The organism is Sporosarcina sp. FA15 (assembly GCF_051550195.1).
GTDB classification, from domain to species: Bacteria; Bacillota; Bacilli; order Bacillales_A; family Planococcaceae; genus Sporosarcina; species Sporosarcina psychrophila.
Genome location: NZ_CP188818.1, coordinates 2964155 through 2989301, shown reverse-complemented (window position 1 = coordinate 2989301; position 25147 = coordinate 2964155). Strand labels below are relative to the sequence as shown.

Annotated in this window: 18 protein-coding genes; 15 read left to right on the top strand and 3 right to left on the bottom strand. The window is 42.9% G+C overall.

Annotation, left to right across the window (positions count from 1 at the left end):
- Positions 1–530 precede the first annotated feature (530 nt).
- The 6 genes from ACP8HG_RS13980 to ACP8HG_RS13955 all read left to right on the top strand — a co-directional run bounded on the left by ACP8HG_RS13980 (position 531) and on the right by ACP8HG_RS13955 (position 8571).
- Positions 531–1496: a nuclease-related domain-containing protein gene (locus tag ACP8HG_RS13980; RefSeq protein ID WP_438296870.1), complete on the top strand. Its 966-nt coding sequence runs from the start codon at positions 531–533 to the stop codon at positions 1494–1496.
- Between the two features lie 790 nt (positions 1497–2286).
- Positions 2287–3891, top strand: a complete 1605-nt coding sequence (locus tag ACP8HG_RS13975; RefSeq protein WP_438296868.1) for a gamma-glutamyltransferase family protein — start codon at positions 2287–2289, stop codon at positions 3889–3891.
- Between the two features lie 208 nt (positions 3892–4099).
- Positions 4100–5026 (top strand): DMT family transporter, encoded by a 927-nt coding sequence (locus ACP8HG_RS13970; protein WP_187045904.1) that lies wholly within the window; start codon positions 4100–4102, stop codon positions 5024–5026.
- A gap of 470 nt (positions 5027–5496) precedes the next feature.
- Positions 5497–6417: a nuclease-related domain-containing protein gene (locus ACP8HG_RS13965; RefSeq protein ID WP_438296866.1), complete on the top strand. Its 921-nt coding sequence runs from the start codon at positions 5497–5499 to the stop codon at positions 6415–6417.
- A gap of 256 nt (positions 6418–6673) precedes the next feature.
- Positions 6674–6763: a putative holin-like toxin gene (locus ACP8HG_RS13960; protein ID WP_222617995.1), complete on the top strand. Its 90-nt coding sequence runs from the start codon at positions 6674–6676 to the stop codon at positions 6761–6763.
- A 611-nt stretch (positions 6764–7374) separates the two neighbouring features.
- Complete coding sequence (locus ACP8HG_RS13955) at positions 7375–8571, top strand: aminotransferase class I/II-fold pyridoxal phosphate-dependent enzyme (protein ID WP_438296863.1); 1197 nt, start codon at positions 7375–7377, stop codon at positions 8569–8571.
- A 180-nt stretch (positions 8572–8751) separates the two neighbouring features.
- On the opposite strand, the gene ACP8HG_RS13950 is transcribed toward ACP8HG_RS13955, so the two are convergent.
- Complete coding sequence (locus tag ACP8HG_RS13950; RefSeq protein WP_222617994.1) at positions 8752–8859, bottom strand: putative holin-like toxin; 108 nt, start codon at positions 8857–8859, stop codon at positions 8752–8754.
- A 251-nt stretch (positions 8860–9110) separates the two neighbouring features.
- Between ACP8HG_RS13950 and ACP8HG_RS13945 the strand changes: the two genes are divergently transcribed.
- The 6 genes from ACP8HG_RS13945 to ACP8HG_RS13920 all read left to right on the top strand — a co-directional run bounded on the left by ACP8HG_RS13945 (position 9111) and on the right by ACP8HG_RS13920 (position 18082).
- Positions 9111–10187, top strand: coding sequence for an S-layer homology domain-containing protein (locus tag ACP8HG_RS13945; RefSeq protein WP_438296861.1), 1077 nt, complete (start codon positions 9111–9113; stop codon positions 10185–10187).
- A gap of 132 nt (positions 10188–10319) precedes the next feature.
- Positions 10320–11516, top strand: coding sequence for a S41 family peptidase (locus ACP8HG_RS13940; protein WP_438296859.1), 1197 nt, complete (start codon positions 10320–10322; stop codon positions 11514–11516).
- Between the two features lie 169 nt (positions 11517–11685).
- On the top strand, positions 11686–12978 hold the full coding sequence (locus ACP8HG_RS13935) for a nucleotide sugar dehydrogenase (RefSeq protein WP_438298660.1): 1293 nt from the start codon (positions 11686–11688) through the stop codon (positions 12976–12978).
- On the top strand, positions 12975–13685 hold the full coding sequence (locus ACP8HG_RS13930) for a WecB/TagA/CpsF family glycosyltransferase (RefSeq protein WP_067213010.1): 711 nt from the start codon (positions 12975–12977) through the stop codon (positions 13683–13685). The genes ACP8HG_RS13935 and ACP8HG_RS13930 overlap by 4 nt, the downstream gene beginning before the upstream one ends.
- 454 nt (positions 13686–14139) lie before the next feature.
- Positions 14140–14397: a hypothetical protein gene (locus tag ACP8HG_RS13925; protein WP_438296856.1), complete on the top strand. Its 258-nt coding sequence runs from the start codon at positions 14140–14142 to the stop codon at positions 14395–14397.
- Between the two features lie 331 nt (positions 14398–14728).
- Positions 14729–18082: an S-layer homology domain-containing protein gene (locus tag ACP8HG_RS13920; protein WP_438296854.1), complete on the top strand. Its 3354-nt coding sequence runs from the start codon at positions 14729–14731 to the stop codon at positions 18080–18082.
- Between the two features lie 191 nt (positions 18083–18273).
- On the opposite strand, the gene ACP8HG_RS13915 is transcribed toward ACP8HG_RS13920, so the two are convergent.
- The gene (locus ACP8HG_RS13915) at positions 18274–19125 is read right to left on the bottom strand and encodes an IS3 family transposase (protein WP_187045316.1); all 852 of its coding nucleotides are present in this window, start codon (positions 19123–19125) and stop codon (positions 18274–18276) included.
- Between the two features lie 5 nt (positions 19126–19130).
- Positions 19131–19472 carry a transposase gene (locus tag ACP8HG_RS13910; RefSeq protein WP_187045315.1) on the bottom strand — a complete coding sequence of 114 codons (342 nt, stop codon included), beginning with the start codon at positions 19470–19472 and terminating at the stop codon, positions 19131–19133.
- A gap of 470 nt (positions 19473–19942) precedes the next feature.
- On the opposite strand from ACP8HG_RS13910, the gene ACP8HG_RS13905 reads away from it, so the two are divergent.
- The 3 genes from ACP8HG_RS13905 to ACP8HG_RS13895 all read left to right on the top strand — a co-directional run bounded on the left by ACP8HG_RS13905 (position 19943) and on the right by ACP8HG_RS13895 (position 25090).
- Positions 19943–20284 carry a hypothetical protein gene (locus tag ACP8HG_RS13905; protein ID WP_438296851.1) on the top strand — a complete coding sequence of 114 codons (342 nt, stop codon included), beginning with the start codon at positions 19943–19945 and terminating at the stop codon, positions 20282–20284.
- Positions 20285–20727: 443 nt separating this feature from the next.
- Positions 20728–21027, top strand: coding sequence for a site-specific integrase (locus tag ACP8HG_RS13900; RefSeq protein ID WP_438296849.1), 300 nt, complete (start codon positions 20728–20730; stop codon positions 21025–21027).
- 559 nt (positions 21028–21586) lie between these two features.
- Positions 21587–25090: a 5'-nucleotidase C-terminal domain-containing protein gene (locus ACP8HG_RS13895; protein ID WP_438296847.1), complete on the top strand. Its 3504-nt coding sequence runs from the start codon at positions 21587–21589 to the stop codon at positions 25088–25090.
- Positions 25091–25147: the final 57 nt, after the last annotated feature.

Below are 25147 nucleotides of genomic sequence, written 5' to 3'. Positions count from 1 at the left end.
CATATCCTCGGACAATCGATCATATCTCCCGCGCAACCGAGCATATCCCGGCGCGAGCAATCCAAAACTAATTAGAAAGGAAGCTTTTGGCCTCGGCCAAAAGCAGATTTAAGTCAAATGCATAGATCTAAAATCATACCACCCGCCAAAGCGGGAAACCGATCATATAGGATGTTGAACCAATCATATAACCTGTTCAACCAAGCATATACCTATGCAACCGATCATATCTCCAATTGAACCGAGCATAACCCTGAGCAACCAATCATAAACCCCACAGAACCGAGCATATCCTAAGCCCAACCAATCATATCCAGCACCCGACCAGCCAACGGTAAATCAATACACCGCCCACCAAAAAGAGCAAGTGTTCAAATCTCAAATATATAGCCAAAAACCCTATCAAATATCAATCATGCCACTGTTTAACAAATACATAATTCGGCTTTGGCGAAAAGTATATAAAACCACCAAAAATTCTGATATCATTTTCAAGAGGTGATAAAAAATTGATTTATAAACAAAGATCAATGCCGAAAATACTAATTGGATTAAGTGCATTAATGCCCCGATTACAGCCGTCACATGCCGAAATGCTTAGAGTCAGAGAGGACTTTCGAATACGAAAAGCAGGCTATGGTGGGGAGCAACACTTTGACAAGCATCTACTAGAATTCAAACCCCATTATCCACACGCTATCTTGCACGACGTCTGCTTGAAACAGAACGGCGTTTATTTTCAGATGGATTCGGTACTTATTACGCCAGCTTTCATTCTTATTATCGAGGTGAAAAACATTGCTGGGAAAATTATCGTGAAATCAAACCCCACACAGTTCATCCAGGAATCCCCGACAGGTGAACGAAAAGTGTTGAGCAACCCCATCGCTGAGCTCAATCGCAAGCAATTATTTCTCAATGAATGGCTCAAGCAAAGGAAAATCGATATCCCGATTAGCGGACTTGTTACTTTCGCATTCACCAATGAGTTAATCTTCGAAAACGTTCCCGAAACTAAAATCACATTCACCAATGAAACTCCGACTTATTTGTATTCCTTATCCGTCGATAAAGAAATCATAAGCAAAGATACCATACGGAAATTGGCATTCGAATTAAGAAATAACCATCAAGAATATGATCCTTTCCCATTAGCCAAATTGATGAATATATCCCCAATTGATATTTTACCCGGAGTCATTTGTCCGGCATGCAACACTAGAGGAATGAAGTGGAAGCCTAGAAAATGGGCATGTCCGACGTGTAATCATACTGGACCTGAATATCATATTGCGGCGCTTGCAGATTGGAGATGTCTCATGGGCAACCGAATAACCAACAGGGAATTCAGGAGTTTCATGTTGCTAAATGACAGACAAGTAACAACGAGATTCCTTGCCCGATCCGGACTATCACACGAAGGAAAGGGGAAAGGTAGTTTTTATATCATGAATGAAAATACAAATAAGCATGAGTCGGCGCTTCATGAACTTTGAAGCGCTTTTCTACGAATAAAACTAGTAATCCGTCCAATGAAAACAGCCTTTAAAATAGTATTCAATCAAAACTAGCACCAAACCAATCATATCCCGCATGCATCCAAGCATATCCCCGGCCAAGCGATCATATTCCGAATACAACTGAGCATATCCCAAGGCTAGCGATCATATCTTGTACGTAACTAATCATATCCCAAGCCAAGCGATCATATCTCCCATACAACCGAGCATATCCCAATCCAAGCAATCAAATCTCCCATCCAACCGAGCATATCCCAAGGCTAGCGATCATATCTTGTACGTAACTAATCATATCCCAAGCCAAGCGATCATATCTCCCATACAACCGAGCATATCCCAATCCAAGCAATCAAATCTCCCATCCAACCGAGCATATCCCAAGGCTAGCGATCATATCTTGTACGTAACTAATCATATCCCAAGCCAAGCGATCATATCTCCCATCCAACCGAGCATATCCCAATCCAAGCAATCAAATCTCCCATCCAACCGAGCATATCCCAAACCAAGCAATCAAATCTCCCATCCAACCGAGCATATCCCAAACCAAGCAATCATATCTCCCATCCAACCGAGCATATCCCAAACCAAGCAATCAAATCTCCCAAGCAACCGAGCATATCCCAAGTCAACCGATCATATCTCCCAATCAACCAATCATTTCCCCACATCCACATCCCCCTAAAGAAACTTCGCCTCCCTAAAAACCTCCATCTCCAGTATAATAAACTCACAGAACTATCCAACATCAAAGGGGGAACCACCAATGGACTACCTTTACAACCCAAATCCATCCATACGCCATACCGCTTTCGCAAAAAACGGCATGGTCGCAACCTCACAGCCACTCGCCGCACAAGCAGGCATTGAAATTATGCGTAGGGGAGGCAACGCAATCGATGCGGCAATCGCGACCGCAGCCGCACTTACCGTCGTCGAACCAACATCAAACGGTATCGGCGGCGACGCATTCGCACTCGTTTGGGTCAACAATAAACTGCATGGCCTCAACGCTTCCGGCCCGGCACCGCAATCTCTCACAATCGACGCCGTAAAAGCGCAAGGCCACGACAAAATGCCAGTCTATGGCTTGACGCCAATCACCGTCCCAGGAGTACCCGCAGCATGGGCGGAACTCGCACGTAAATTTGGCAATCTACCATTGAAAGAATCACTCGAACCAGCCATCCGCTACGCCGAAGAAGGCTATCCGCTCACGCCGATTCTCGGTAAATACTGGAACACCGCCTACAAAAAATACAGCACTTCATTCACAACAGAAGAATTCGACGCATGGTTCACCACATTCGCGCCCGACGGCAGAGCACCAGAAATCGGTGAAATTTGGAAATCACCAGATCACGCCGCCACACTACAATCCATTGGGGAGTCAAATGGAGAATCCTTCTACACGGGGGAACTAGCCGACAAAATCGACACCTTCATGCAACAACACGGTGGCTTTCTCACAAAATCTGATCTGGCAAACTACCAGCCAGAATGGGTAGAACCCGTCTCTACAAACTACCGCGGCTACGACGTTCACGAAATTCCGCCAAATGGCCAAGGCATGATCGCACTCATGGCACTCAACATCCTATCGGAAATGAACAGCCCAGTGCCGCACGACACACAATCACTTCATGAACAAATTGAGTCTATGAAGCTTGCATTCACAGACGGACAAGCATTCATCACGGAACCAACCGATATGCCAATTAAACCCGAACACCTTCTATCCAAAACGTACGCACAACAACGCGCCGCCAAAATCACAGCAACCGCAACATGTCCAGAACCGTATGAACTTCCAAAAGGCGGCACAGTTTACCTGGCAACGGCAGATGGGGAAGGCAACATGGTATCCTTCATCCAGTCAAATTACATGGGCTTTGGCTCCGGTATCGTCATTCCTGGCACAGGAATCGCACTCCAAAACCGTGGCGCCGACTTCTCGCTAGATCCAAATCACCCAAATGCACTAAAACCGGGCAAACGAACATTTCACACCATCATCCCAGGCTTCCTAACCAAAAACGGCCAAGCCATCGGACCATTCGGCGTCATGGGCGGATACATGCAACCTCAAGGCCATTTCCAAGTAGCCATCAACACAATCGATTACAAATTAAATCCACAAGCAGCCCTCGACGCACCGCGCTGGCAGTGGATAAAAGACAATCTAGTCCACGTCGAACCGGGCTTCCCAAACCATCTTGCCCAAGCACTAACAAGACTGGGTCACCAAATCCAGCCAACCCTCGACTCAGGCTCATTTGGTCGTGGCCAAATCATCTGGCGAAATCCTAAAACCGGAGTTCTATCAGGCGGCACCGAATCCCGAACCGACGGGGCAATCGCCGTCTGGTAAAATATTTCATCGAACCGCATAAGAATTACTTAGGCAGCTACTACCACGCTTTAAAAGGTGTATACTTAAGCATTATCAAACCCGACACATAAGAAATAACGTTGTTAAGTATCCAATAAACGTTGTTTACTTCTAGTAAAAAGTTGCCATCTTACCCTACAGTACTTCGAACAACCAATCATCACCAACCAAAGGAGGGGACGGCCCCATGTGGAGAATCTACGCACTCCTCACTACCGCAATGCTTATCTGGGGATTTAACCTGCCACTCCTCAAATATCTGCTCATATATGTCGGACCAGTTACCATGACAACATTCCGTATCCTGCTCGCAGGCATCACGGTATTCATCATTCTGGCAGCGTTCAAAATGCTTCGCCTGCCAACAAAAAATGAATGGAAATACATCATAGGAGGCGCGATGCTCAATGTCGTTCTCCATCATTATTTCCTGAACATGGGACTTGTTCGCACGACCGGCACAAACGCGGGACTGATACTCGGAACAGGCCCAGTCCTGACGGCGATCTCCGTCGCACTTATCATGCGGAATTACCCGTCTAAAGTGCAATGGCTTGGTTTCTTAGTCGGCCTAGGCGGCGTCAGTTCCGTCGTTTTAGCAGGCGGGGGAATTGGCGGTCTCGCGCTCGGTGATAGCTTCATCTTCATTTCAATCGCCGCTCAAGTATTATCATTCCTAGTCATCGCAAAAGCAGCAAAAACACTGGATCCACGTATCATGACCGCTTATATGATGGTAGTCGGCAGCGCGGTACTACTCATCATTAGCCTGATTCAAGAACCCGGTGAAATCAAAGCATTTGCCACCGTACCACCCATGTTTTGGCTCGGTTTCGCAGCAAGCGCCATCATCGGCACAGCTGTCGGACACATGCTCTACAACTACGCAGTCGGAAAAGTCGGTCCAGCCAAAGCCGCCATCTTCATCAACTTCAACACCATGTTCTCCCTAATCGGCTCAGCACTATTCCTTGGCGAAATCATCACCTATCGCCATCTCATCGGCCTAGCCCTCATCATTGCCGGCGTTATACTAGGATCCGGCGCCGCAGAAGATCTATGGAAAAAACGTCGTGCACACAAAGTTGAGCAGATTGATAAAAACGTTGTCTAGTTTCCTAAACCCGCCGTTTACATTCTAGATTAAGATACCTTTCTTTTGAATAAATAAACAATCACCACCCAATCAGCCATCCGGAACACCGGATGGCTTCCTTTATGCCCTTCAACTCTAAAAGTAGAAGTCAAAAGCTAATTAGAAAAGGGCAGTCCCGAATAAAATAAAGAAGTTCACCACGTATCGATCAAACTAAGCAATCTATTAACGAAACTAAACAACGCATCCGTGAAACTAAACACCGTATCAATCAAACAAAACAACATACCGATCAAACTAAACAACACATCCCAAAAAGTAAGCAACATAACAACTAAACCAAACAAACACTCCCGCCCAACCCCTTGCCACCTCACTCAAAACCTGCTATTCTACCACTGAACAAAGAATATTCAGACCACCGAAAGGAGTGAATCCCTATCTACACAAAACGCCAACCGCCGGACGATCTAGTACCCCTGAAACGATTGCTCGCCCGGCTACCTGACAATCACCAGCAGTACAAAACAATAAGCAACAAACTATACCAGACGAAATTCGGCTATTCCGGCGAACTTAAAGTCGACCGTATCCTCAACGAAATCGACTTCCCCAAAGGTTCCGCCATCATGAAAAACATAACCGTGGACATCAACCCCAATTTCCGCGTCCAGCTAGACACTCTAATCCTAACCCCAAAACGCGCAATCCTATTGGAAATCAAAAATTACGCTGGCACCGTCCTATTCGACGAAGCATCCGGAAAAACTACCAAAATCTCTGGCGACGGCACAATCGAAAAATTCGACTGCATCATCCATCAGCTAGACCGCGCTACGTACGTCGTCGAAAAATGGCTCAACCAAAAACAAATCGATTTACCCGTAGAACCAATCCTAGTAATGGCAAATGAGCGGACCGAAATCCCCAAAATGCCCGTATCCACACCGCTCAAATTCGCGAAACAGCTACCCAGATATATCCGAGGACTCCCGGACATTCCAGACGAACTCACACCGCGCCAAATCACAACAATTGCCAACCAACTTTACACAAACCAAGTCAAATGGAAACGAATTCCCGCTAGCGAAAAACACAACATCTCACCATTCGAGTTAAAAAAAGGCGTCCTTTGTCCCGACTGTAACGCCATCATGCCAAGAACCCAAGGCCGCACATGGATTTGCAGCCCTGGCGGAAAACCCAACAAAGGCGCACTCGAACAAGCCGTCGCCGACTGGTACCTGCTCATCAGCCCAACACTCACAAACAAACAGCTCCGCCAATTTCTCAAATTAAACTCAAAATCCGCCGCCAGCATCATATTCCGCCAGTTGCGACTCAACCGAAAAGGCACACCACCAAGAACCATCTACACCTGGGACTACAAATTACCCTTGCATAAATAACAACACAAAAAGCCGCCCTCTCCACCGGGCGGCTACCTTTATATACAAATCAAACCCAAAACTCCACAACGTATCCAAGAAAGTAAACAACGCCCCCGCCAAACTAAGAAACGTCCTCAAAATATAAAAAGAGAAGTCCAATAAAAGATAAACTACAATAGCGATTCAGAACATACGTGTGGTACAATGAGAGAACAATAGAATAGGAAAACTCAAGGGTGGTCGGCTCACTCCCGTATGAAAGGGGGTGGTGCCAATGTCAGTATTCGAGGCGTTGATGTTCGCGGTAGCTTTTGCAACATTAATCGTGTTGATACTCTCATTTGACCATAAAAATAAAAAATAACCCATCCTTGAGTTAGGCCTCAGATGGGTTATCCCGTTTGTCTGCCGATCCCCTTGCAGGGAACCTAGCTATTGCAGACCGCTTGACGCTAGACACGTCAAGCGGTCCTTTTTATTCTTTACTATATCTACTTTCAATATACAGTATGCCGCAGAAGAATTCAAGAATCTGAACCAAGAAATAACTTAACAAGCAGAAGAAAGGGAAGTCTTTAGCAAGCCAAAAGATGGTTGGAAAAAGTCTTGACCAATCAAATCCAAGAGTTCACAACGAATCAAACAAACTTCACAACTCACCTTTCCAACCAAACAATATCCCGTCGAAACATCACAACACTCCAATCCAACTAAACAACATCTCGTCGAAACATCACAACACTCCAATCCAACTAAACAACATCTCGTCGAAACTTCACAACACTCCAATCCAACCAAACAACATCCCGTCGAAACATCACAACACTCCGATCCAACCAAACAACATCCCGCCGAAACTAAACAACATTCCCAACCAACTAAACAACACCCCCTCAACACCAAACCACACCCCAAAAATCATCCCCCCACATCCCGCATATACTACTACCCACCAATCAAAAAGGGGGAACCACCATGTCACTCACCATCAACCCGCGCGTCCAACAAATAGAACCATCCGGCATCCGCAAAATCTCAAACCAGCTCATAAACTACCCCGATGCCATCAATCTAACCATCGGCCAACCCGACTTTCCAACACCCGAACCCATCAAACGAGCCGCCCACAGAGCAATCGACGACAATAAAACCACCTACTCACACAACGCCGGTCTCCTCGAACTCCGGCAAGCCGTATCCACCTTTTTTGCCGATAAATACAGCTTCACCTACAACCCACAAACCGAAATCATCATCACAACCGGCGCAAGCCAAGCAATGGACACCGTATTCCGCACAATTCTCGATAATGGAGACGAAGTCATCGTACCCGCACCCATCTACACCGGCTACGAACCGCTCATTACACTTGCCGGCGCCACACCCATCTATCTCGACACAACAACAACCAGCTTCATCCCGGACCCTGCCCAACTCGCCAAACTCATCACGCCCAAAACAAAAGCAATCGTCTTCAACTATCCATCCAACCCAACCGGCGTCACTATCCCGCACAAAACGATGGACGAACTAGCCGCAACACTCGCCAAACACGACATCTTCATCATCTCAGACGAAATCTACAGCGAAAACACCTACCAAGGGGAACACCGCTCATTCGCTCAATATCCTGAACTAAAAGACAAACTATTCCTCATCCACGGCCTGTCCAAATCCCATTCCATGACAGGCTGGCGCATCGGTTTCCTGCTCGCCGCCGCCCAGTGGATGCAACAAGCCGTCAAAGTGCACGCCTATAACACCATTTGCGCAGGCGTCCCATCCCAACACGCAGCCATCTGCGCACTAACCGAATGCCAACAAACCCCTGTGGCAATGAACCCGGACTATATCCTACGTCGCGACTACATCTACACCCGGCTCACCAACATGGGCCTTCCGACAGTCAAACCGGGTGGCGCATTCTACATCTTTCCTTCTATTAAAGAGTTCAACCTAACATCCGAACAATTCGCCCACACGTTGCTCGATGAAGCCCGAATCGCCGTCGTACCAGGCACCGCCTTCACAGCATTCGGGGAAGGTCACATACGAATTTCCTACGCCTACGCATTCGACCAACTCGAAATCGCCATGGACCGACTCGAAACCTGGATAACCAACTGGCGCAACAAAGAACGTCACATAGTTCCAAATCCACCGTTATTGTAATCAATAAAAAGTACCATTCTTGAAACAATCACCGAATAAAGGTATAATGTCTTTAGAAACGCATAACATAAAAAAAGACCGAGTGCGCTAACACTCGGCCTAGCAACTGCAAACCGCAAGAAGAGCGGTTGATCCGGTTTTAGACAGAAATAACCGTCATACCTTATCAGCGGGGGACGGTTATTTCTTTTTTACGAAGAAAATGATCAATGTGACTACAATTGTAAAGGCTGCTAACATTACAGTGCAAAGCTGAATTAGCAAATTTATCGATTCGTAAGTCGACATTGGCATCACCTCCATTCTCATGGAAGTGACCAACCGCCCACACTTCATATGCAATTACCAACTCTATCATAACACAAAAAGAACGTTTGTTCTATCTTGCGACAACAAAAATCCATCAATCGATTACTAAGAAATCAATAAAAACAAGCCCCTCGCCACCAGCAAGGGGCTTTAAACTTTTCCAACCAAACAACAAACCTCTCAATACCCCCGCAAAACATAGTATAATCATAGAAAAAGGAGGCACTACCATGAAAAAACACATCCCAACCCTACTACTCTCAGCAACTCTACTAATCGCATTCCAACCAGCCGCACAAGCTGCCACATTTACAGACGTGCCAACCGCACACTGGGCGCACAAAGCCATTGACGCAATCTCCACCCGCGGCCTGATCAACGGCTACCCAGACGGAACCTACCGCCTCAACGAACCCGTCACCCGAGCCCAAGCAGCAAAAGTCGTAGCACTCGCCATCAACGCCAAACCGACAGCCGCATTCAAACCGAGTTTCCAAGACGTCAGTCCGGCCCATGGCGCATACGATCACATCCGCGCACTCACCGAACGTGGCATCTTCACCGACGGGGACAAATTCCGACCGAACGAGCCACTCACACGTGCGCAAATGGCCAAAATACTAACATTGGGCTATAAAATAATCGTCGACGACAATGACCTTATCAACTTCCAAGACGTCATTAAGCTCAACCAAAACTACGGCTACATCACGACACTCGCCGAACTCGGTATCACAACAACACCGCCAGGCGGCATGTACCAGCCAAACGATATCGTAACCCGCGCACATATGGCGGCATTTATCGACCGCACCACCAAATTCGAAATTGAGCGCGAAAAAGGCGTCATCTACTATGACAAAGCCCGCAGCATGTATATGGACAAATCCAAGCCCGATCCTATGCCGCCAGTTATTGACACCCAGGACAATGCCCTCAAAACAGTTGAACTTGTCAATAAACAGCGCAAACAGCTAGGCGTAAAAGAACTCATTCTCGACGCTGATCTCTCAGCAATCGCTAAAGCCAAAGCACAAGACATGGCGAAAAATAACTACTTCGACCACAAATCACCAACATATGGCACTGTCGATGAAATGCTGAAGAAATTCAACTATAAATGGATCGCATACGGTGAAAATATCGCAAGAGGCTACATCGCACCTGAATCCGTCGTCAAAGAATGGATGATCTCGCCAACTCACCGCGCCAATATCGCAAACAACAACTTCACACACGTCGGTACTGGTTATGCAACCGACGCCAAAGGAAAACCGTATTGGGTCCAACTCTATACACAAAAATAAAAACACGCATAACCAAACAACATTTCCACCAAACTAAACAACAAAATACCAAATCCAACCATCTTACAAACTTCAAAACTGGGTATAGGTTATAATATAAAAGAACATACCCGTGAAAGGGGACTCACCACATTGAAAAAAATCCAAACAGCATTCATCGCCATCATAACCCTGTTCCTATTTACACCAATCGCCCAAGCAAGTACACTCGACGACGTCAAATTCTTCGTCGAGACCTACTACTATGGTGACGTCCCTAAAAACCTCAACACCATGAAAAACGTAGATGAAATCGTCAACTCACTCGACGAATACTCGCGCTTCATGTCCGCCGGGGAATACCGTACCTATCTATCGGCCGTTGCTGTGGATGAACACCAACCATCGTCAATCCCAAACGTAGCTGCAACAACATCGACTAAATCACCAGCAGCACCAGAGCACCCAATCACATCATCCATGCTCTACGGCAACATCGGTTACATAAAAATCGCCACGTTTTCCGCCGACCTGGGCAAGCAAGTGGAAGCACACTGGACGAAGCTCAAACAAAAAGGAGCAACCGGACTCATCGTCGACCTGCGCTATAACGGCGGTGGCTACGTCGACAGCGCCGAACAGCTACTTGGATTTTATCAAGGCGTCACCAACGCTTACTACCTATCTACACGCGAAGGCAACAAAATGATTAAACCGATACCAACCAAAACGAAGTTTCCGAAACAATCATATGTGCTCGTCAATCGCTATTCCGCATCTGCATCTGAAATCGTCGCAGCGTCCCTCATCGATCAGCAAGCCGCTACAATAGTAGGCGAAACGACAAAAGGGAAGGGCAGTGTCCAATCCTTCTTCGAATTCAATGACGGCAGTGCACTCAAACTGACAATTGGGCACTTCACAGGACCCAAAGGTACGCTTGTCCATAAAAAGGGTATCCAACCTAGCATCAAAACCGAATCGAACAAAGAACTGTTAGACATCCATCAGCGGCTCCTCAACGAGTCATTCAGCAACAAGCACTACAAAAAAATCGACAATCTCGACAATGTACCAACGACTAAAAAAATGACTATCCAATTTACCCAGCCAATGAACTTTAACAACGCACAGACGTCCAATAATATAGAACTAGTTAAAGTAGGCGGCGTAGCTGTCCCAATCACCATCAACCAAAAGGCCAATAACACAATTGAAATTGTTCCTAACAAAAACCTGCAACCCGGCGCTTCCTATGAACTCATCATCCATCCGGGTTTGAAAAATACCAATGGTCGCACGGTTAAACAAGGCACATACGTCCCAATAACCGTCAAAAGCGCCAGCTGATGTACGCTAGCGCCTAGCAACCTAAACACCGAATGTGTTATAATCAACGAGCTGTCTGGTGCAAGTTACTGACACCATTTAGCACTTTCAAAGTGTGGCAGCAGCTAGCTCCACATTGAACCGCCATCAAGAACTCCTAGAAAAGAGGAAAATTACTATGAAATCTACTATAAATAAAAATATATGCGTCATCGGACTAGGCTACATAGGCCTACCAACAGCAGTAATGTTCGCCAACAGCGGCGTCCGCGTACACGGCATGGACGTCAACGAAAAAGCAGTTAACATGATCGCAAACAAACAACTTCATATAGAAGAGAACGGACTTCAAGAGCGTCTGGAAGAAGCAATCGACAAAGGGTACTTCACGGTTTCAACACAACCTGTCGAAGCAGACGTCTACATCGTGGCCGTCCCATCACCCATCAACCCAGACAACACAGCAAACTTGGAGTACATTCGTAAAGCAACAGCGTCAATCGTTCCTTACCTAAAAAAAGGGGCACTAGTTATTCTCGAATCAACAGTACCTCCAAAAACAGTAGAAAACGTTATGTTGCCTGAGCTTCGCAAGTCAAACCTAGAACTAGGCGTAGAACTATTCGTCTCACACTCACCAGAGCGCGTCATTCCAGGCAAGATCTTCGAAGAACTCATTAACAACGACCGCATCGTCGGCGGCATCACACCTGAATCCGCTGAGATGACAAAAGAGCTATACCAAACGTTCGTCCAAGGGGAAATCCACCTAACTGACGCAACAACAGCGGAACTCGTCAAAGTAATGGAAAACACGTACCGCGACGTTAACATCGCGTTTGCCAACGAACTCGCAAAAATCGCTGAAACAATCGACGTCGACATATGGGAAGCTATCCGCTTTGCCAACTTCCACCCGCGCGTTAACATCCATACGCCAGGACCTGGTGTAGGCGGACATTGTATCGCAGTAGACCCATGGTTCTTGGTCGAATTAAGCCCGGAAAACTCGGACATCATTAAGAAGTCACGCCTGACGAACAACGGCATGCCGAAATTCACAGCGCAAAAAGCAAAAGCACTTCTCGAACAGCATGGCATTCAGGGCGGTAACGTTGCAGTACTCGGTCTTGCATTCAAAGCAGATGTCGACGATCTACGAGAAAGCCCTTCGACGGAAGTTATTAAAGAACTTCAAAACTTGAATCTACAAGTAACGTCATTCGATCCACATATCAAAGAACTGCAACACCCAACACAACGGGCATCACTAGGAGAAGCGCTTCAAGACGTCGACCTGATTATCCTGACAACGGATCATACGGAATTTAAAAACCTTAATCCTGAAACAGTGAACACTGGCGACACAAAACCACTCGTACTCGATACGAAAAATGCACTCAACCGAGACAAGTGGGAACAAGCCGGATTCCGTTTCTTTAAGCTCGGCGATGGCAAGAACAAAGGACTTTCTTCTATATGAAAGAGACCATTCTTGGCGTTCAAGTCAACACCGAAAACTACGACGAGTTAATACCGAAAGTCTTCCGCAACATCGAAGACAAGAAGAAATCACTCGTCGTAGCCATCAACCCGGAAAAGCTGATGAAAGCAAAAGAAGACCCGGGACTAAAAGCGCTTCTTAACAGAGCCGAGTTCCAAATCCCGGACGGCATTGGCGTTATCATTGCGTCTAAATTAAAAAAGGGCAGTATCTCGTCACGCATTACCGGAATTGACATGATGGACCGCATTGTTAGGGAAGCAGCACGTACTGGGCGTGCGGTATTCCTGTACGGTGCGAAACCAGGTGTTGCTGATAAGGCGGCACAACAACTGAAACAAACCTATCCAGATCTCATCGTGGCAGGAACACAGGATGGCTATGAATCAGACACTAGTAAAGTCTTAGAAACTATCAATAAGGCCAAGCCTGATATTCTATTCGTTGCGATGGGCTCTCCAAAACAAGAGCAATGGATTGAACAACATCGAGACAACCTATACCCAACGTTGTACCAAGGCGTTGGTGGTTCATTCGACGTCCTTGCAGGTAACGTCAAGCGAGCACCCGCCGCATTTCAAAAAATGGGTGCGGAGTGGTTGTATCGTCTACTAAAAGAACCAAGTCGTCTTAAAAGGCAAATGAATCTGCCAAAATTCTTATTTGAAGTTTTCAAACAAAAATAAGGTTGACACTCTTGTATTCCAGTAAAAGTGGTGCTAGAATACTAAAGTGTAAGGATAATTTCCTCTATAAAATATATAACAAACGCCATGCAGATCGAAATTTGGTTGGTTGACCACACAAAAAGACTCGAACAGTTCCCATCTGTTCGAGTTTTTTTGTTTTGAAAAGCAGAAGTGCCTGCTCAGCCCCGACAAGCGCTGAAGGCTTGCTGATATGGCGCCCTTTGCCATTATCAGTAAGTCTGAAGCGACTCGAGGGGCTAGGCACTGGAGTCTAGACAACAAAGAAAAGCGAAAGGCGCCGCCTAGATGCGGCAGGCATAAGACGAATTGGCGAAGCGGCGTTCTTTGCCGCACAGCCGAGTCGGCTTATGACCCGAGCATCTGACGCCTGAAGCCTAGACAAGCTTGAAAAGCGGAAGCGCCTGTTAAGCCCCGACAAGCACTGGAGGGTTTGAAAGCAATGGCGCTTTTTGCCATTGATTCAAAACTGAAGCGATTCGATGGGCTAGGCGCTGGAACTAGCCAATACCGAAAAGCGAAAGGCCTCGACAAGCAAAGCCCTGGGTGCCAGTTACTGACACCCAAAGTAATGAATGACAATCCTCCCGATTTGGAAAGAAAACCATTTTCCGCCATAAATTCAAAACAGATGAAAATAAAAGAATTCGATGTTTATGTGGACCAAGAAAACCATATAATTCCCACTTAAACACGCATAGGTAAGGCGAAAAGACTGGAAACCGCGTAAGGAATTCCAAATACATAATCAGCAGTAACTAGACACTAACAATTGAAATCGTTCTGTAACTTTAAACCAAAAGTCGTAAAATACTTGATATATATCAGATATGCGATAGAATGGTAGAAGCGGCTCAGGAATCTAGTAATGTTTCCAAAGGGATTTACTATATTACTAACTTGTAATTGACATCCTTGTCGTAATTATCTATACTTTAATCTGTAATGACTTCTATCTTTCATTTTGCCGTGGAAGTAGTTGACACAAATTTATTTTCTATCTAAGAGGAGGAAATTATTCAATGGCTAACCAACCATCTAAGTACAGCAAATTTTTAGTAGGGGCTGCATCAGCAGCACTAGTAGCATCCGCAGTAGCACCAGTAGCAAGCGCGGCAGATTTCAAAGATACGAAAGGTAACACGCACGAAGAAGCTATCAACGCTCTTTCTGATGCAGGCGTTATCACAGGCTACACAGACGGTACTTTCTTGCCGAACAAAACGTTGTCTCGTTCTGACGTTGTGAAATTGATGGGTAAATGGCTTGTAGCTGAAGGGTCAGTAGTACCAACAGATTACAAAACAAACCCACGTTTCGCAGATCTTAAATCTACATCTAACGACGAGCTTCTAAAATATGCTGCAGTTGTTAAAGACAACGGCGTATTCGTAGGAACTCCAGACGGTAAATTAGACGCGACAGGCAATATCACTCGTGAAAACATGGCAGTCGTTCTTGTTCGCGCATTTGACCGCGTTCATGAAATCGATCTTACAACTTATGTTGCAGGACAAGATTTCAAGAAAGACGTTACTGACCTAGGAAAAGCGAAAGCTGAAGCACGTCCAGCAATCGACGTTCTTGATTTCTTCGACATCACGAACCCGGCTGCACCAGCGTTCAATCCTAAGGAAACAACTACTCGCGGACAGTTCGCTACATTCCTTTACAAAACAACAAAAACTGACTTCTCTGATGTTACAACTGGAGTAGTAGGTTCTACAGAGATTAAGGCTGTTAACGCTACAACTGTTGAAGTAACTTTCAAAGATGCAGTTGATAACATCAACTCTCTTAACTTCAAAATTGACGGATTGACTGTTTCTAACGCAGCAGTTAAACAATCTGACAACAAAGTAGTAGTTCTTACAACTGCTGTTCAAAAAGGCGGAGAGAAATACACTGTAACATTGAATGAAAAAGCAATTGGTTCATTCACAGGTGTTTCTGCAGTAATTCCTACTAAAATTGACATCACTACACAGTCAGTTCAAGGTAAAGTTGGAGCACAAGCTATCCTTTCTGCTGATGTTGGCGTTAAACAAGCAGGTATTCCTGTAACATTCAACGTTAAAGCTGATACAAATACTACTCTTAACAAAGACCAAGTATTTGAAGCAGTAACAAATGCAGACGGAATTGCACAATTCTCTTACACTCAATATGCTGCAGGTAGAGACTCAGTAGTAGCTTACCCTACTGGTGCGCCAGCTGTACGTAGCCTTGGTTATGTATTCTGGGGTGTTGACACTATTCTTAACATTGAAGAAGTAACTACTGGTGCTACAATCAACAACGGCGCTAACAAAACTTATAAAGTTACTTATAAAGATGCACAGACTGGTAAACCTCAATCAGGTAAAACATTGAATGTTTCAGCACTAGAAAATATCAATGTTTCATCGGATAAAGCACAAAATGTAACAGTAAACGGTGTGAAAGTTGCACAACTTAGCAATAACACTGTAACAGAAGCAGCACAAATCGTTACTGATGCAAATGGTCAAGCAACATTCACATTATCTGGTAACCATGCAACGGTTACTCCTGTAGTGTTTGAAGCTGCATACACTAGTGCTACAGGTTATTCTAAAAATTATCAAGCATCAGCACTACAAGCAGTAGGTTCAAAAGTAACATTCGGTGCAATTCAAGCTGAATATACTCTTGAGATGACGCGTGTAGGCGAAGTTGCTGCAATCGGTGCTTCAAATGGCGGCCGTGAATATAAAGTTGTTGTTAAGAAGAAAGATGGCACAGTAGCAGTAAATGAAACTGTAAATGTTGGCTTTAACGAAGATTTGGATAAAGTAATTGCTACTAACACAGCTGCTGCTTTCATCGATACTTCAGGTACAACACAAGTATTCCATACTGGTGCTCAAGCTAGAAAAATTCAAGTCAAAACAAACTCTAAAGGTGAAGCAACGTTTGTAGTTGGTAGCAATCTAGTAAATGATTATGTAACACCACTTGCTTGGGTTGATATTAATACTTCCGATGCATCATTGGCAGAATTAGATAATGGTGAGCCAACTGCAATTGGACCAATCACTCATTTCCAAGCTCAATATTTAGCTGGTGCAGCATTAACATCATACAATGGTGCTACTAAAACTGCTAAATTTAATGGGGGAGATACTGCAACATTTAAAGTGGATTTAACTAACCAAAGTGGTTTGCCATTTAATGCTGCTACAACAAGTATTTCAAATGTTTCTTACACATTAACGAATTCTGGTGCAGCAGATGTATCAGTAAATGACAATGGTGTATGGAAAACAGTTTCACCACAACGTGCTATTACTGTGTCATCTACTAGTGATTTACTAGTGAAACCACTTACTGACTCTACAACATCAGTTGAAGTAACTGCAACAGGTAATGCTCTATTTGGACCAACAGGTGCACAAAAAACATTCGCATTCACAGCGGAAAAGACAACTGCTTCATTCACTAAAGTCGGTGAAGTACCTACTGCGGGTCATACAGGAGTAATCACTGCTTATGATACTACTAAAAAAACAGTCACATTTGCTGGTAAAACTCCAGTTAAATATGCTGGTGAAACTGGTAAGACTTATGTATTTAAAGGTCTTGGTGGAGTAACAATTCCTGATGGAGCAACTGGATTCTTGGCTATCCTTGCTGCAAATCAAGTTACTGCATCTTATACAGTAGTTGATGATACAGTAACATTTGCGATTCAAGGTCAAACTTCAGGTGGAACAACTGAGGCTGGTGCGGCTGCATTAGTTACTGAAAAAATTGAAGCTTTAACACCTGCTTCGACAAATACAGAAATTTTGGCTGTAAATAATGCATATAAAGTATTATCACCAGCTCAAAAAACTTTAATTACTCCAGCGAATGTAACTGCTCTAGAAACAGCAATCACTAACGCTACTACTGCAATCAAATCTGCAGCTGGCTTCCCAGCTTTAGTTGATGCTAATAAATATACTACAGCATCTTGGGCTAACTTTGGAGAGGCATATGCTTTACCAACATCTACATTAGAAAACAAAGCGGCAGCATTAGCAGCGTTTGATGTATTAGATGTAGCTGATTTAGTTTCTGCGGTTAACGTTACAATCGCTGGACTACAATTTACATTTACTCCAGTAGTTACTGGCAGTGCTGTAGTATTTGATACACCGTTAGCAGCAACTGCAACTACTGACGCGGATGCTTCAATTACTTCTGTAACAGTAGTAAATAATAAAATTGTCGTTGCTGGAACAGTTGATGCAGTTGACGCAATAACTGCTACTTTCAAGGTAAACGGTAAAACTCAATCAGTAGTATTAACTACTGCTGATGCTGGTACAACTTGGACTACAAACCCTGTATCACCAATTGTTGTACGATAAGTAATAAATTTATGACAACAGAATCTAATATGATTCTGGTAACCCATGATTATCTAATCACTATGATTGGATTAAATGAATTATAGGAAACGTGAGGAATCCCCTTAGGTCTCTTGAGACCCAAGGGGATTCTCTTTGTTAAATTTCAGGTACCTGTGGTTTGCCCCCTATATATCGGACGCAGTTAAATACTAGCTTTGAGGTAACAAGTGCGCTTCCAAGAAGGCTTTAGGTGTCTTATACCCTAAACGTTTTTGGCTTCTCTCATCGTTAAAGTAGTTGCGGAAGGCCAGTAAGTCGATTTTAGCCTGTGCATAATTATTCAAAGGATAATGAAAATCAAATTCGGTTTTGAAGTGAGAAAAGATACTTTCAATGACCGCGTTGTCCCAACAGTTTGCTTTTCTCGACATACTTGGCGTAAAGCCAAGTTCCTTTGATTTCTTATGGTGCTGAAGTGATGTAAAGACACTTCCTTGATCGGTATGGAAGAGAATGCCTTTCATCGACTGAAGATCACGTTCATTCATTGCCATATGAATAGTAGCTTCCACTAGCTCATAAATCGGCCTGGAACCAACAGCCAGCGCAATTAGTTCTCGATTGAACAAATCAACAATAGCTGAAATGAACAGTTTTGCGCCCTCTGCTTTGATTTCGGTGAGGTCCATAACCCATTTTAGATTCGGAGAATCTACATCAAAATTTCGATTTAATATATTTGGATAAACATGGCCAACAAGGTTTGTTCTTGTTTCTCTAGTGATTCTTGCCTTTCTTATCTTAGATGCTAAATTCAATTCATGCATTAATCTGGCCACGCGTTTATGGTTTATAATGTGGCCTCTTTCTTTAAGTTCTCCTGCAATATGTTTACAACCATAAGTACCTTTGCTCTTATTATACGTTCGTTTTATAGCTTTAATATCTCGAAGATCGCGTTCTGATGGTCCTTGTTGTGGGCGCTTCATGTAATCATAATACCCACTTTTTGATACACCAAGTGTCTTGCAAAGTCTTTCAACCGAATATTCCTTTCTCAAAGAAGTTATGGCATCATATGACTTTTGTTTTCGTTCTCCTTGAGAAAGACCTGGAACTTTTTTAGAATTTCAATCTCCTCTTGTTGTTGATAATATTTCGTCTCAAAGCAACGTAGGCGTTCTAATTCAATCCTATCATCTGATAGTAAGTCTGGGTTTTTCGATTGAAGACCAGTCTCACCGTGCTGTTCAAAGGTTTTGACCCAATTAATTACTGAATTTACACTGAAGCCAATTTCTTCGGCAACAAGCCTTTTGTTTCGGTTGAACTCTATCACTTGTGTAACCGCATATAATTTTGTTTCAAATGTTGAACGACGCTTTTTTAACTTTTTCCGGATATACATAATAACCTCTCCTTTAAATAGAATAATAAGGCTTTGTATATTCTATACCCTATTTTGTCCGTTTTAAGGGGGTCGACCACTGTGCATGATACTATTCAGTAAATTCACTTCGATTGCATGAAGAAAAACAAGAACTCTAATATCCCGGTGCCAGTCACTCATACAACTCAAACACAATTCTGAGGGCTGAGTACGACACCAAAGAAACTAGTCCTTCAATCGAGCAATCGATTGAAGGACTTTTTCTGTTTCAACTGCTTTTTCAAGCATATATTATAACTCTGAATAGTATCAGCAAGCCTTACTTCCTTTGAAGAGGTAGGGCTTATTATAATTGGAGGGATTTAGTATGAAGAATAATGAATCAAAGATGGAGCAGATGGACTTGTTGTTGGTGAAGGAATCAAGATTGCTTTACAAGAACCGTTCTATTAAGAGTCCTCAAGCAGAATTTCACAGGGGTGCCTAGGATGACAAAACATGACAATCAAGGTGTGCTCATTTCAAGAGAAGTCCATTGGTTTATTCACAGGTTGCGGAAAGACCATGGAGTTAAAGTTATTGCACAAGACGTAGGTGAAGAAGGACTGGAACTTGGCATGGACGAAGTGGATGCAGTGTTGATTCCGCAAGAACTGTTTGAAGTTACACCAAACACCTTACTGTATGAATTGATGGTCGTTGAAGATAGGGAGGGGAATCTGTGGTCAGGAACGATTGGATTCTATCCCGATTCGCCAGAATGGTGTCTGCAAGTCATCACGAAAAATGATGAGGTTCAGCTTAGAAAACTGTTGTCGATAATCTACTAAAGCTCACGACAAAACTAGACAACTTAGCTAGCCATCTCACGACCGTTCTACTTATCAATAAGTGGATTGGGCGAGAAGGTTGCTAGGTCAACAAACCAACGGTTTTTATAGGCTAAAAGCTCACCACAGTAATTATAATACTGGCGTGAGTTCATCTGTTTGTAAAATCAAATCTAAAGGAGATGCTTCCATGTGGAAAACAATTGCGACTATCATTCTAGTAACTGTGTTGGCGGAAGTCGCTAAAGAATTAACCCTCTTTCAAGAAACCAACAAACCAAAGCTAGGAAGGAAGGGTTAAACATGAGACCACCGATTCCAGTGATTTCTCCCTGCATAGAGCTTTTAATCCAGTTGCTCATTCAGGTCATTAAACGTAGATAAATCATGAATGCCTCCTAACGAGGTATCCATGGTTCTTTTTTTAACAAGGAGGAAAAGACATGCAACCATCCATTGAATCGTTTAAACACTGGCTCTTTGAAGAAGGACGTTCCCCTCGAACGATTGAATCCTACGGTTCAGACATCAAAGGATTCCAACAGTTTCTAACGGAAAAGGCAGTAGGAGAAGAACAACCACTTTCCCGATTCTCGTTTGTTCGTTTCAAAGAACACCTGATGAAAGAAGAGTATGCGGTTTCCAGTATTAACAAAATGATAAATTCTCTAAAAGTTTACAACGATTATCTAAGAACCATAGGCGTACTAAGTGATTCGATCGTCGTTTTAAAACGACGATAATCATATGAAATTGAAATATTCCTTTCAAAAGCGAACTAAATGTCGAATTTCTAGCTTTAAGGCGTTGGAAAAATATATTTTTCGGGGGAATAATAGTTGAGTGAGTGACTGGCACCGGAAATACGCTTGAAATATAGAAAAAGTTTTCTACTACTTCTTACATAATTACATAAAATATTTTTTAAGTTAAGAAGATGTGAACTACTAGAACTTACTACTAGGTCGAAAATCTATTAATTTATTGGAATATTTAAATTAAAGTAATGCTAATAGGATTGTATGCTTGAAGTGGACATATGTGAGATATAGATAAACTATTGACCTCATGTCATTTGGGAAGAAATTTATGAACAGGAGTGGATTGATGTAAATAGATAAAATGGACAGCCACGCAGTGATCTCATTAAAATTCCAATATAAATTTAACACTTTTTACAATGAAATAACAATACACCTCAATGTTAATAATCACTTAACATTTAAAGGGATTTAAAATGGTAACCTTAATTTAAGGATTAACTTAATCCTCAAATTACATACGATTAAAGGAGGTCAGTAAATGAAGAAGCATAACAATCCATATCAAAAAGTATTCGGGGCGTCATTAGCTGTAGCAGTAGCAACGGGAACATTTGCAGTAGCTGCACCAGTATATATACAAGCCGATGAGGTGAAAATTCCCACATTTTCTGATGTAAAGAACATAGAAAGTCATCATTTCTATGACAGTGTTAGAAGTCTGGCTTCTAGAGGTATAGTAAAAGGTTTTGCCGATGGTACTTTTAAACCTAATCAGTCAGTAACTCGGGGACAAATCGCAAGCGTTTTAGCGCAAACAATTGGATTAGACACAAAAAACGTGAAAAACCCGGGATTCAAAGATTTGAAAGTGACTGACCCGCATTATGGATCAATTGCTGCCCTTGTTGAAGCAGGCATAGTAAAAGGGTATGACGATAAGACATTTAAGCCTGGTGGGTCACTGACACGTGCGCACATAGCCAAGATGATAAGTATCGGATTTAATCTAGAAGAAGCCAAGCTTACGAATAGCCCATTTAAAGATGTAAAAGCTGAACACTGGTTTGCAGATTATGTCCAAGCTTTGATCACAAATGAAATTACAACTGGCACCACTCCAACTACATTTGAACCGAATGCTTTTGTTACAAGAGGGCAAATGGCTTCTTTAATCGTTCGAAGTGAAACGGCTTCCCTTGTTGAGCAAAATGACTCTACAGTTAAAAATACGGGAAAACTGGTTAGCGTAACAAATGAGTCAGTTAAGCTATCGACTGGAACATATGCGTTGTCCGCAGACATGAAGAAAGTTTTGAATGCTTCCAATTCGACAGCTCTTATAGGAGCAGTCTTAGACTATACAGTTAAAGACGGCGTACTCATTGAAATTGCTTCAATTGAACTTACAGCGAATGGCAATGAAACAAACAATGTTGTACTAGATGGACAAGGATCTAAATTTGCAGGAACAGTACGTGTTAATGGTGATTATGTTTCATTGAAAAACATAACGATTGCAGTCGATTTGGAGATAGGGAAAGAAGTAGAAAATAGTTTCAAAGCGAATAAAATGACAGTTTTAGGCGGAATAAATCTTTCCGATAAAACCTCAGTAAGCCAAGTCAATAAAGTGTTTTCAACAGCTGCTGTAGAAATGAAAGAACCAAGTATTGTTTTCACGGACTCTGTCATCCAAACAGTTGAAGTGTCGAAGATTAAAAAAGTACTAATTGAAGTAAAAGGGAATTCAACAGCCCAAGGCTTCACCCTTCTATCGAACGTCCACTTAAAAGCGGATAAGGGAATTACATTGCCAAAAGTGACCATCAAAAACGGTGCGACAAAAGCAACGCTTGATGCGTCAGTGGACAATCTTACAGTGGACACGCCTAATGCATTGACGATTGATGGAACAGCCACTATCAAAAATGTCACTGTCGAATCCAAGACTGACTTGAAGCTCTTAACAATCGGGGAAATCGGAAAAGTCATTGTTAAACTTAAAGGTACGACAATTACTTTAGGAGATAGTACAAAAGTTGGTAGTTTTGACCTACCAGAAGGAATAACGTTAAAAGATGTTATTGTGAATTTTGATGGATCCAATAGCGGTGGTACTAGTGGTGGAAACACAGGCTCAGATAGGGACCCTAGCCCGAATCCAAACCCGAATCCGAATCCACCAATCATCGATGATGGAAAAACGTTTAACCTTTCATTAATGCACGTAAATGATATACATGCGAATACGGACAAAGCACCAAGGCTTGTTACAGCAGTGAAAGAAGTACGCACAGTTAAACCGGATGCATTGTTACTAAATGCAGGAGATGTATTCTCAGGTACTTTATATTTCAATGAATTCCTAGGCCAAGCAGACTTAGCATTTATGAATTTAATGAAGGTCGACGCTATGACATTTGGAAACCATGAGTTTGACCTTGGTTCATCAGCGGAAGGTCACAAAGCATTGGTCGACTTCATTAAAGCAGCAAACTTCCCATTTGTATCATCGAACGTAGATTTCTCGAAAGATCCATTGTTTGATGGATTGTTCAATACGAAAATCTCTACAACACCTAAAAAAAGCAATATCTACACGGGAATTGTAAAAGAAATAAACGGGGAAAAAGTCGGTATCTTTGGACTTACAACTGCGGAAACGAAAGACATTGCCAGTCCAGGGAAAATTACATTATCTAATTATATTGAAGATGCAGAAAAAATGGTTAAGGAATTTGAAGCGATGGGTGTTAACAAAATCGTTGCACTTACACATATAGGTTTTGATGATAATGCCGCTATGGACAATGACCAAGAACTAGCTGCAAATGTAGCTGGGATTGACGTAATTGTGGGTGGACATAGTCATACTCAATTAGACAAACCTGTAGTTGTAGACAAAGATGGAAATGGGAAAGCGAAAGATAAAACAATTATTGTACAAGCATATCAATATTCAGATTACCTTGGTACTTTAGATGTTAAATTTGATAAAAATGGTGTCGTAATAGGACATGTAGGTGAATTAATTGCAACGGTTGGTAAAGCAGAAGATGCTGAAGCAAAAGAATTACTGAAAAAATATGCAGATAAAATTTCGGAAATAGAGAAAGAAGAAATTGGAGTAGAGCTTCTAACTGCATTAGAAACTCCACGTACAGGTGGAGATAATACAAAACCAAGTGTACGAAAAAATGAAACGATACTAGGTAATATAATTACAGATGGCATGCTTGCTAAATCAAAAGAGTATAACGAAGATGTTATAATGGCATTCCAAAATGGTGGAGGAATTAGGACTGGTATTGGAGCAGGACCAATCACGGTAGGTGAAGTAATCACAGTACTTCCATTTGGTAACACATTAGCAACAATGGAGCTAACAGGTGCAGAAATAAAAGAAGCATTTGAACTAAGCGTGAGCGCATATCCTGCTGAAAGTGGCGGTTTCTTACATGTATCAGGTGCAAGAGTAAAATTCGATTCTTCTAAACCTGCTGGAGAACGTGTCGTTTCTATTGAATATAAAAATGAAGATGGTTCTTATACTGAGATCGAAGACGCTAAGACCTATACAGTAGCAACAAACGCGTTCACTGCAAAAGGTGGAGACGGCTATGATGTTCTTAAAAAAGCTTATGAAGCAGGTCGAGTAACTGATCTTGGACTTTCAGATTGGGAAAACTTAAGAGAACAATTAATATCACTAAAAAACAAAATTCCAACTGAAATAGAAGGTCGCATTGTAGATGTAGCAGGTGTTGTAGAAGAACCGGGTACTGAAGACGTAGCAGGTGAAGATTTCTCAGGAACAGTTGACGCACCGAAAGTTTACAAAGGTAACGTTACGGTATCGGTTACCGACGTAGTTTCCTTTGAAAATGTAACTGTAAAAGGAAATTTAATCCTTACAGGTACGCCAACTGAAAACGTGTCATTCGCGAATATTACGGTTGAAGGTAATTTGGATCTTTCAGACCTGGACTCGGATGTCTTTGAATTTAATGGTATTAAGGTAGTGGGAGAAACAATACTTTAACTTATTGCGCAAAGCCTTCTGCTAGTTGGCTGAAGGCTTTGCGTTTTCAATGTCACA

Excerpts from the sequence above, each read along its gene's own strand:
- ACP8HG_RS13980 (WP_438296870.1), top strand. The coding sequence starts at position 531 with ATGCCGAAAATACTAATTGGATTAAGTGCATTAATGCCCCGATTACAG.
- ACP8HG_RS13975 (WP_438296868.1), top strand. The coding sequence starts at position 2,287 with ATGGACTACCTTTACAACCCAAATCCATCCATACGCCATACCGCTTTC.
- ACP8HG_RS13970 (WP_187045904.1), top strand. The coding sequence starts at position 4,100 with ATGTGGAGAATCTACGCACTCCTCACTACCGCAATGCTTATCTGGGGA.
- ACP8HG_RS13960 (WP_222617995.1), top strand. The coding sequence starts at position 6,674 with ATGTCAGTATTCGAGGCGTTGATGTTCGCGGTAGCTTTTGCAACATTA.
- ACP8HG_RS13955 (WP_438296863.1), top strand. The coding sequence starts at position 7,375 with ATGTCACTCACCATCAACCCGCGCGTCCAACAAATAGAACCATCCGGC.
- ACP8HG_RS13950 (WP_222617994.1), bottom strand. The coding sequence starts at position 8,859 with ATGTCGACTTACGAATCGATAAATTTGCTAATTCAGCTTTGCACTGTA.
- ACP8HG_RS13945 (WP_438296861.1), top strand. The coding sequence starts at position 9,111 with ATGAAAAAACACATCCCAACCCTACTACTCTCAGCAACTCTACTAATC.
- ACP8HG_RS13930 (WP_067213010.1), top strand. The coding sequence starts at position 12,975 with ATGAAAGAGACCATTCTTGGCGTTCAAGTCAACACCGAAAACTACGAC.
- ACP8HG_RS13920 (WP_438296854.1), top strand. The coding sequence starts at position 14,729 with ATGGCTAACCAACCATCTAAGTACAGCAAATTTTTAGTAGGGGCTGCA.
- ACP8HG_RS13910 (WP_187045315.1), bottom strand. The coding sequence starts at position 19,472 with ATGTATATCCGGAAAAAGTTAAAAAAGCGTCGTTCAACATTTGAAACA.
- ACP8HG_RS13905 (WP_438296851.1), top strand. The coding sequence starts at position 19,943 with ATGACAAAACATGACAATCAAGGTGTGCTCATTTCAAGAGAAGTCCAT.
- ACP8HG_RS13900 (WP_438296849.1), top strand. The coding sequence starts at position 20,728 with ATGCAACCATCCATTGAATCGTTTAAACACTGGCTCTTTGAAGAAGGA.
- ACP8HG_RS13895 (WP_438296847.1), top strand. The coding sequence starts at position 21,587 with ATGAAGAAGCATAACAATCCATATCAAAAAGTATTCGGGGCGTCATTA.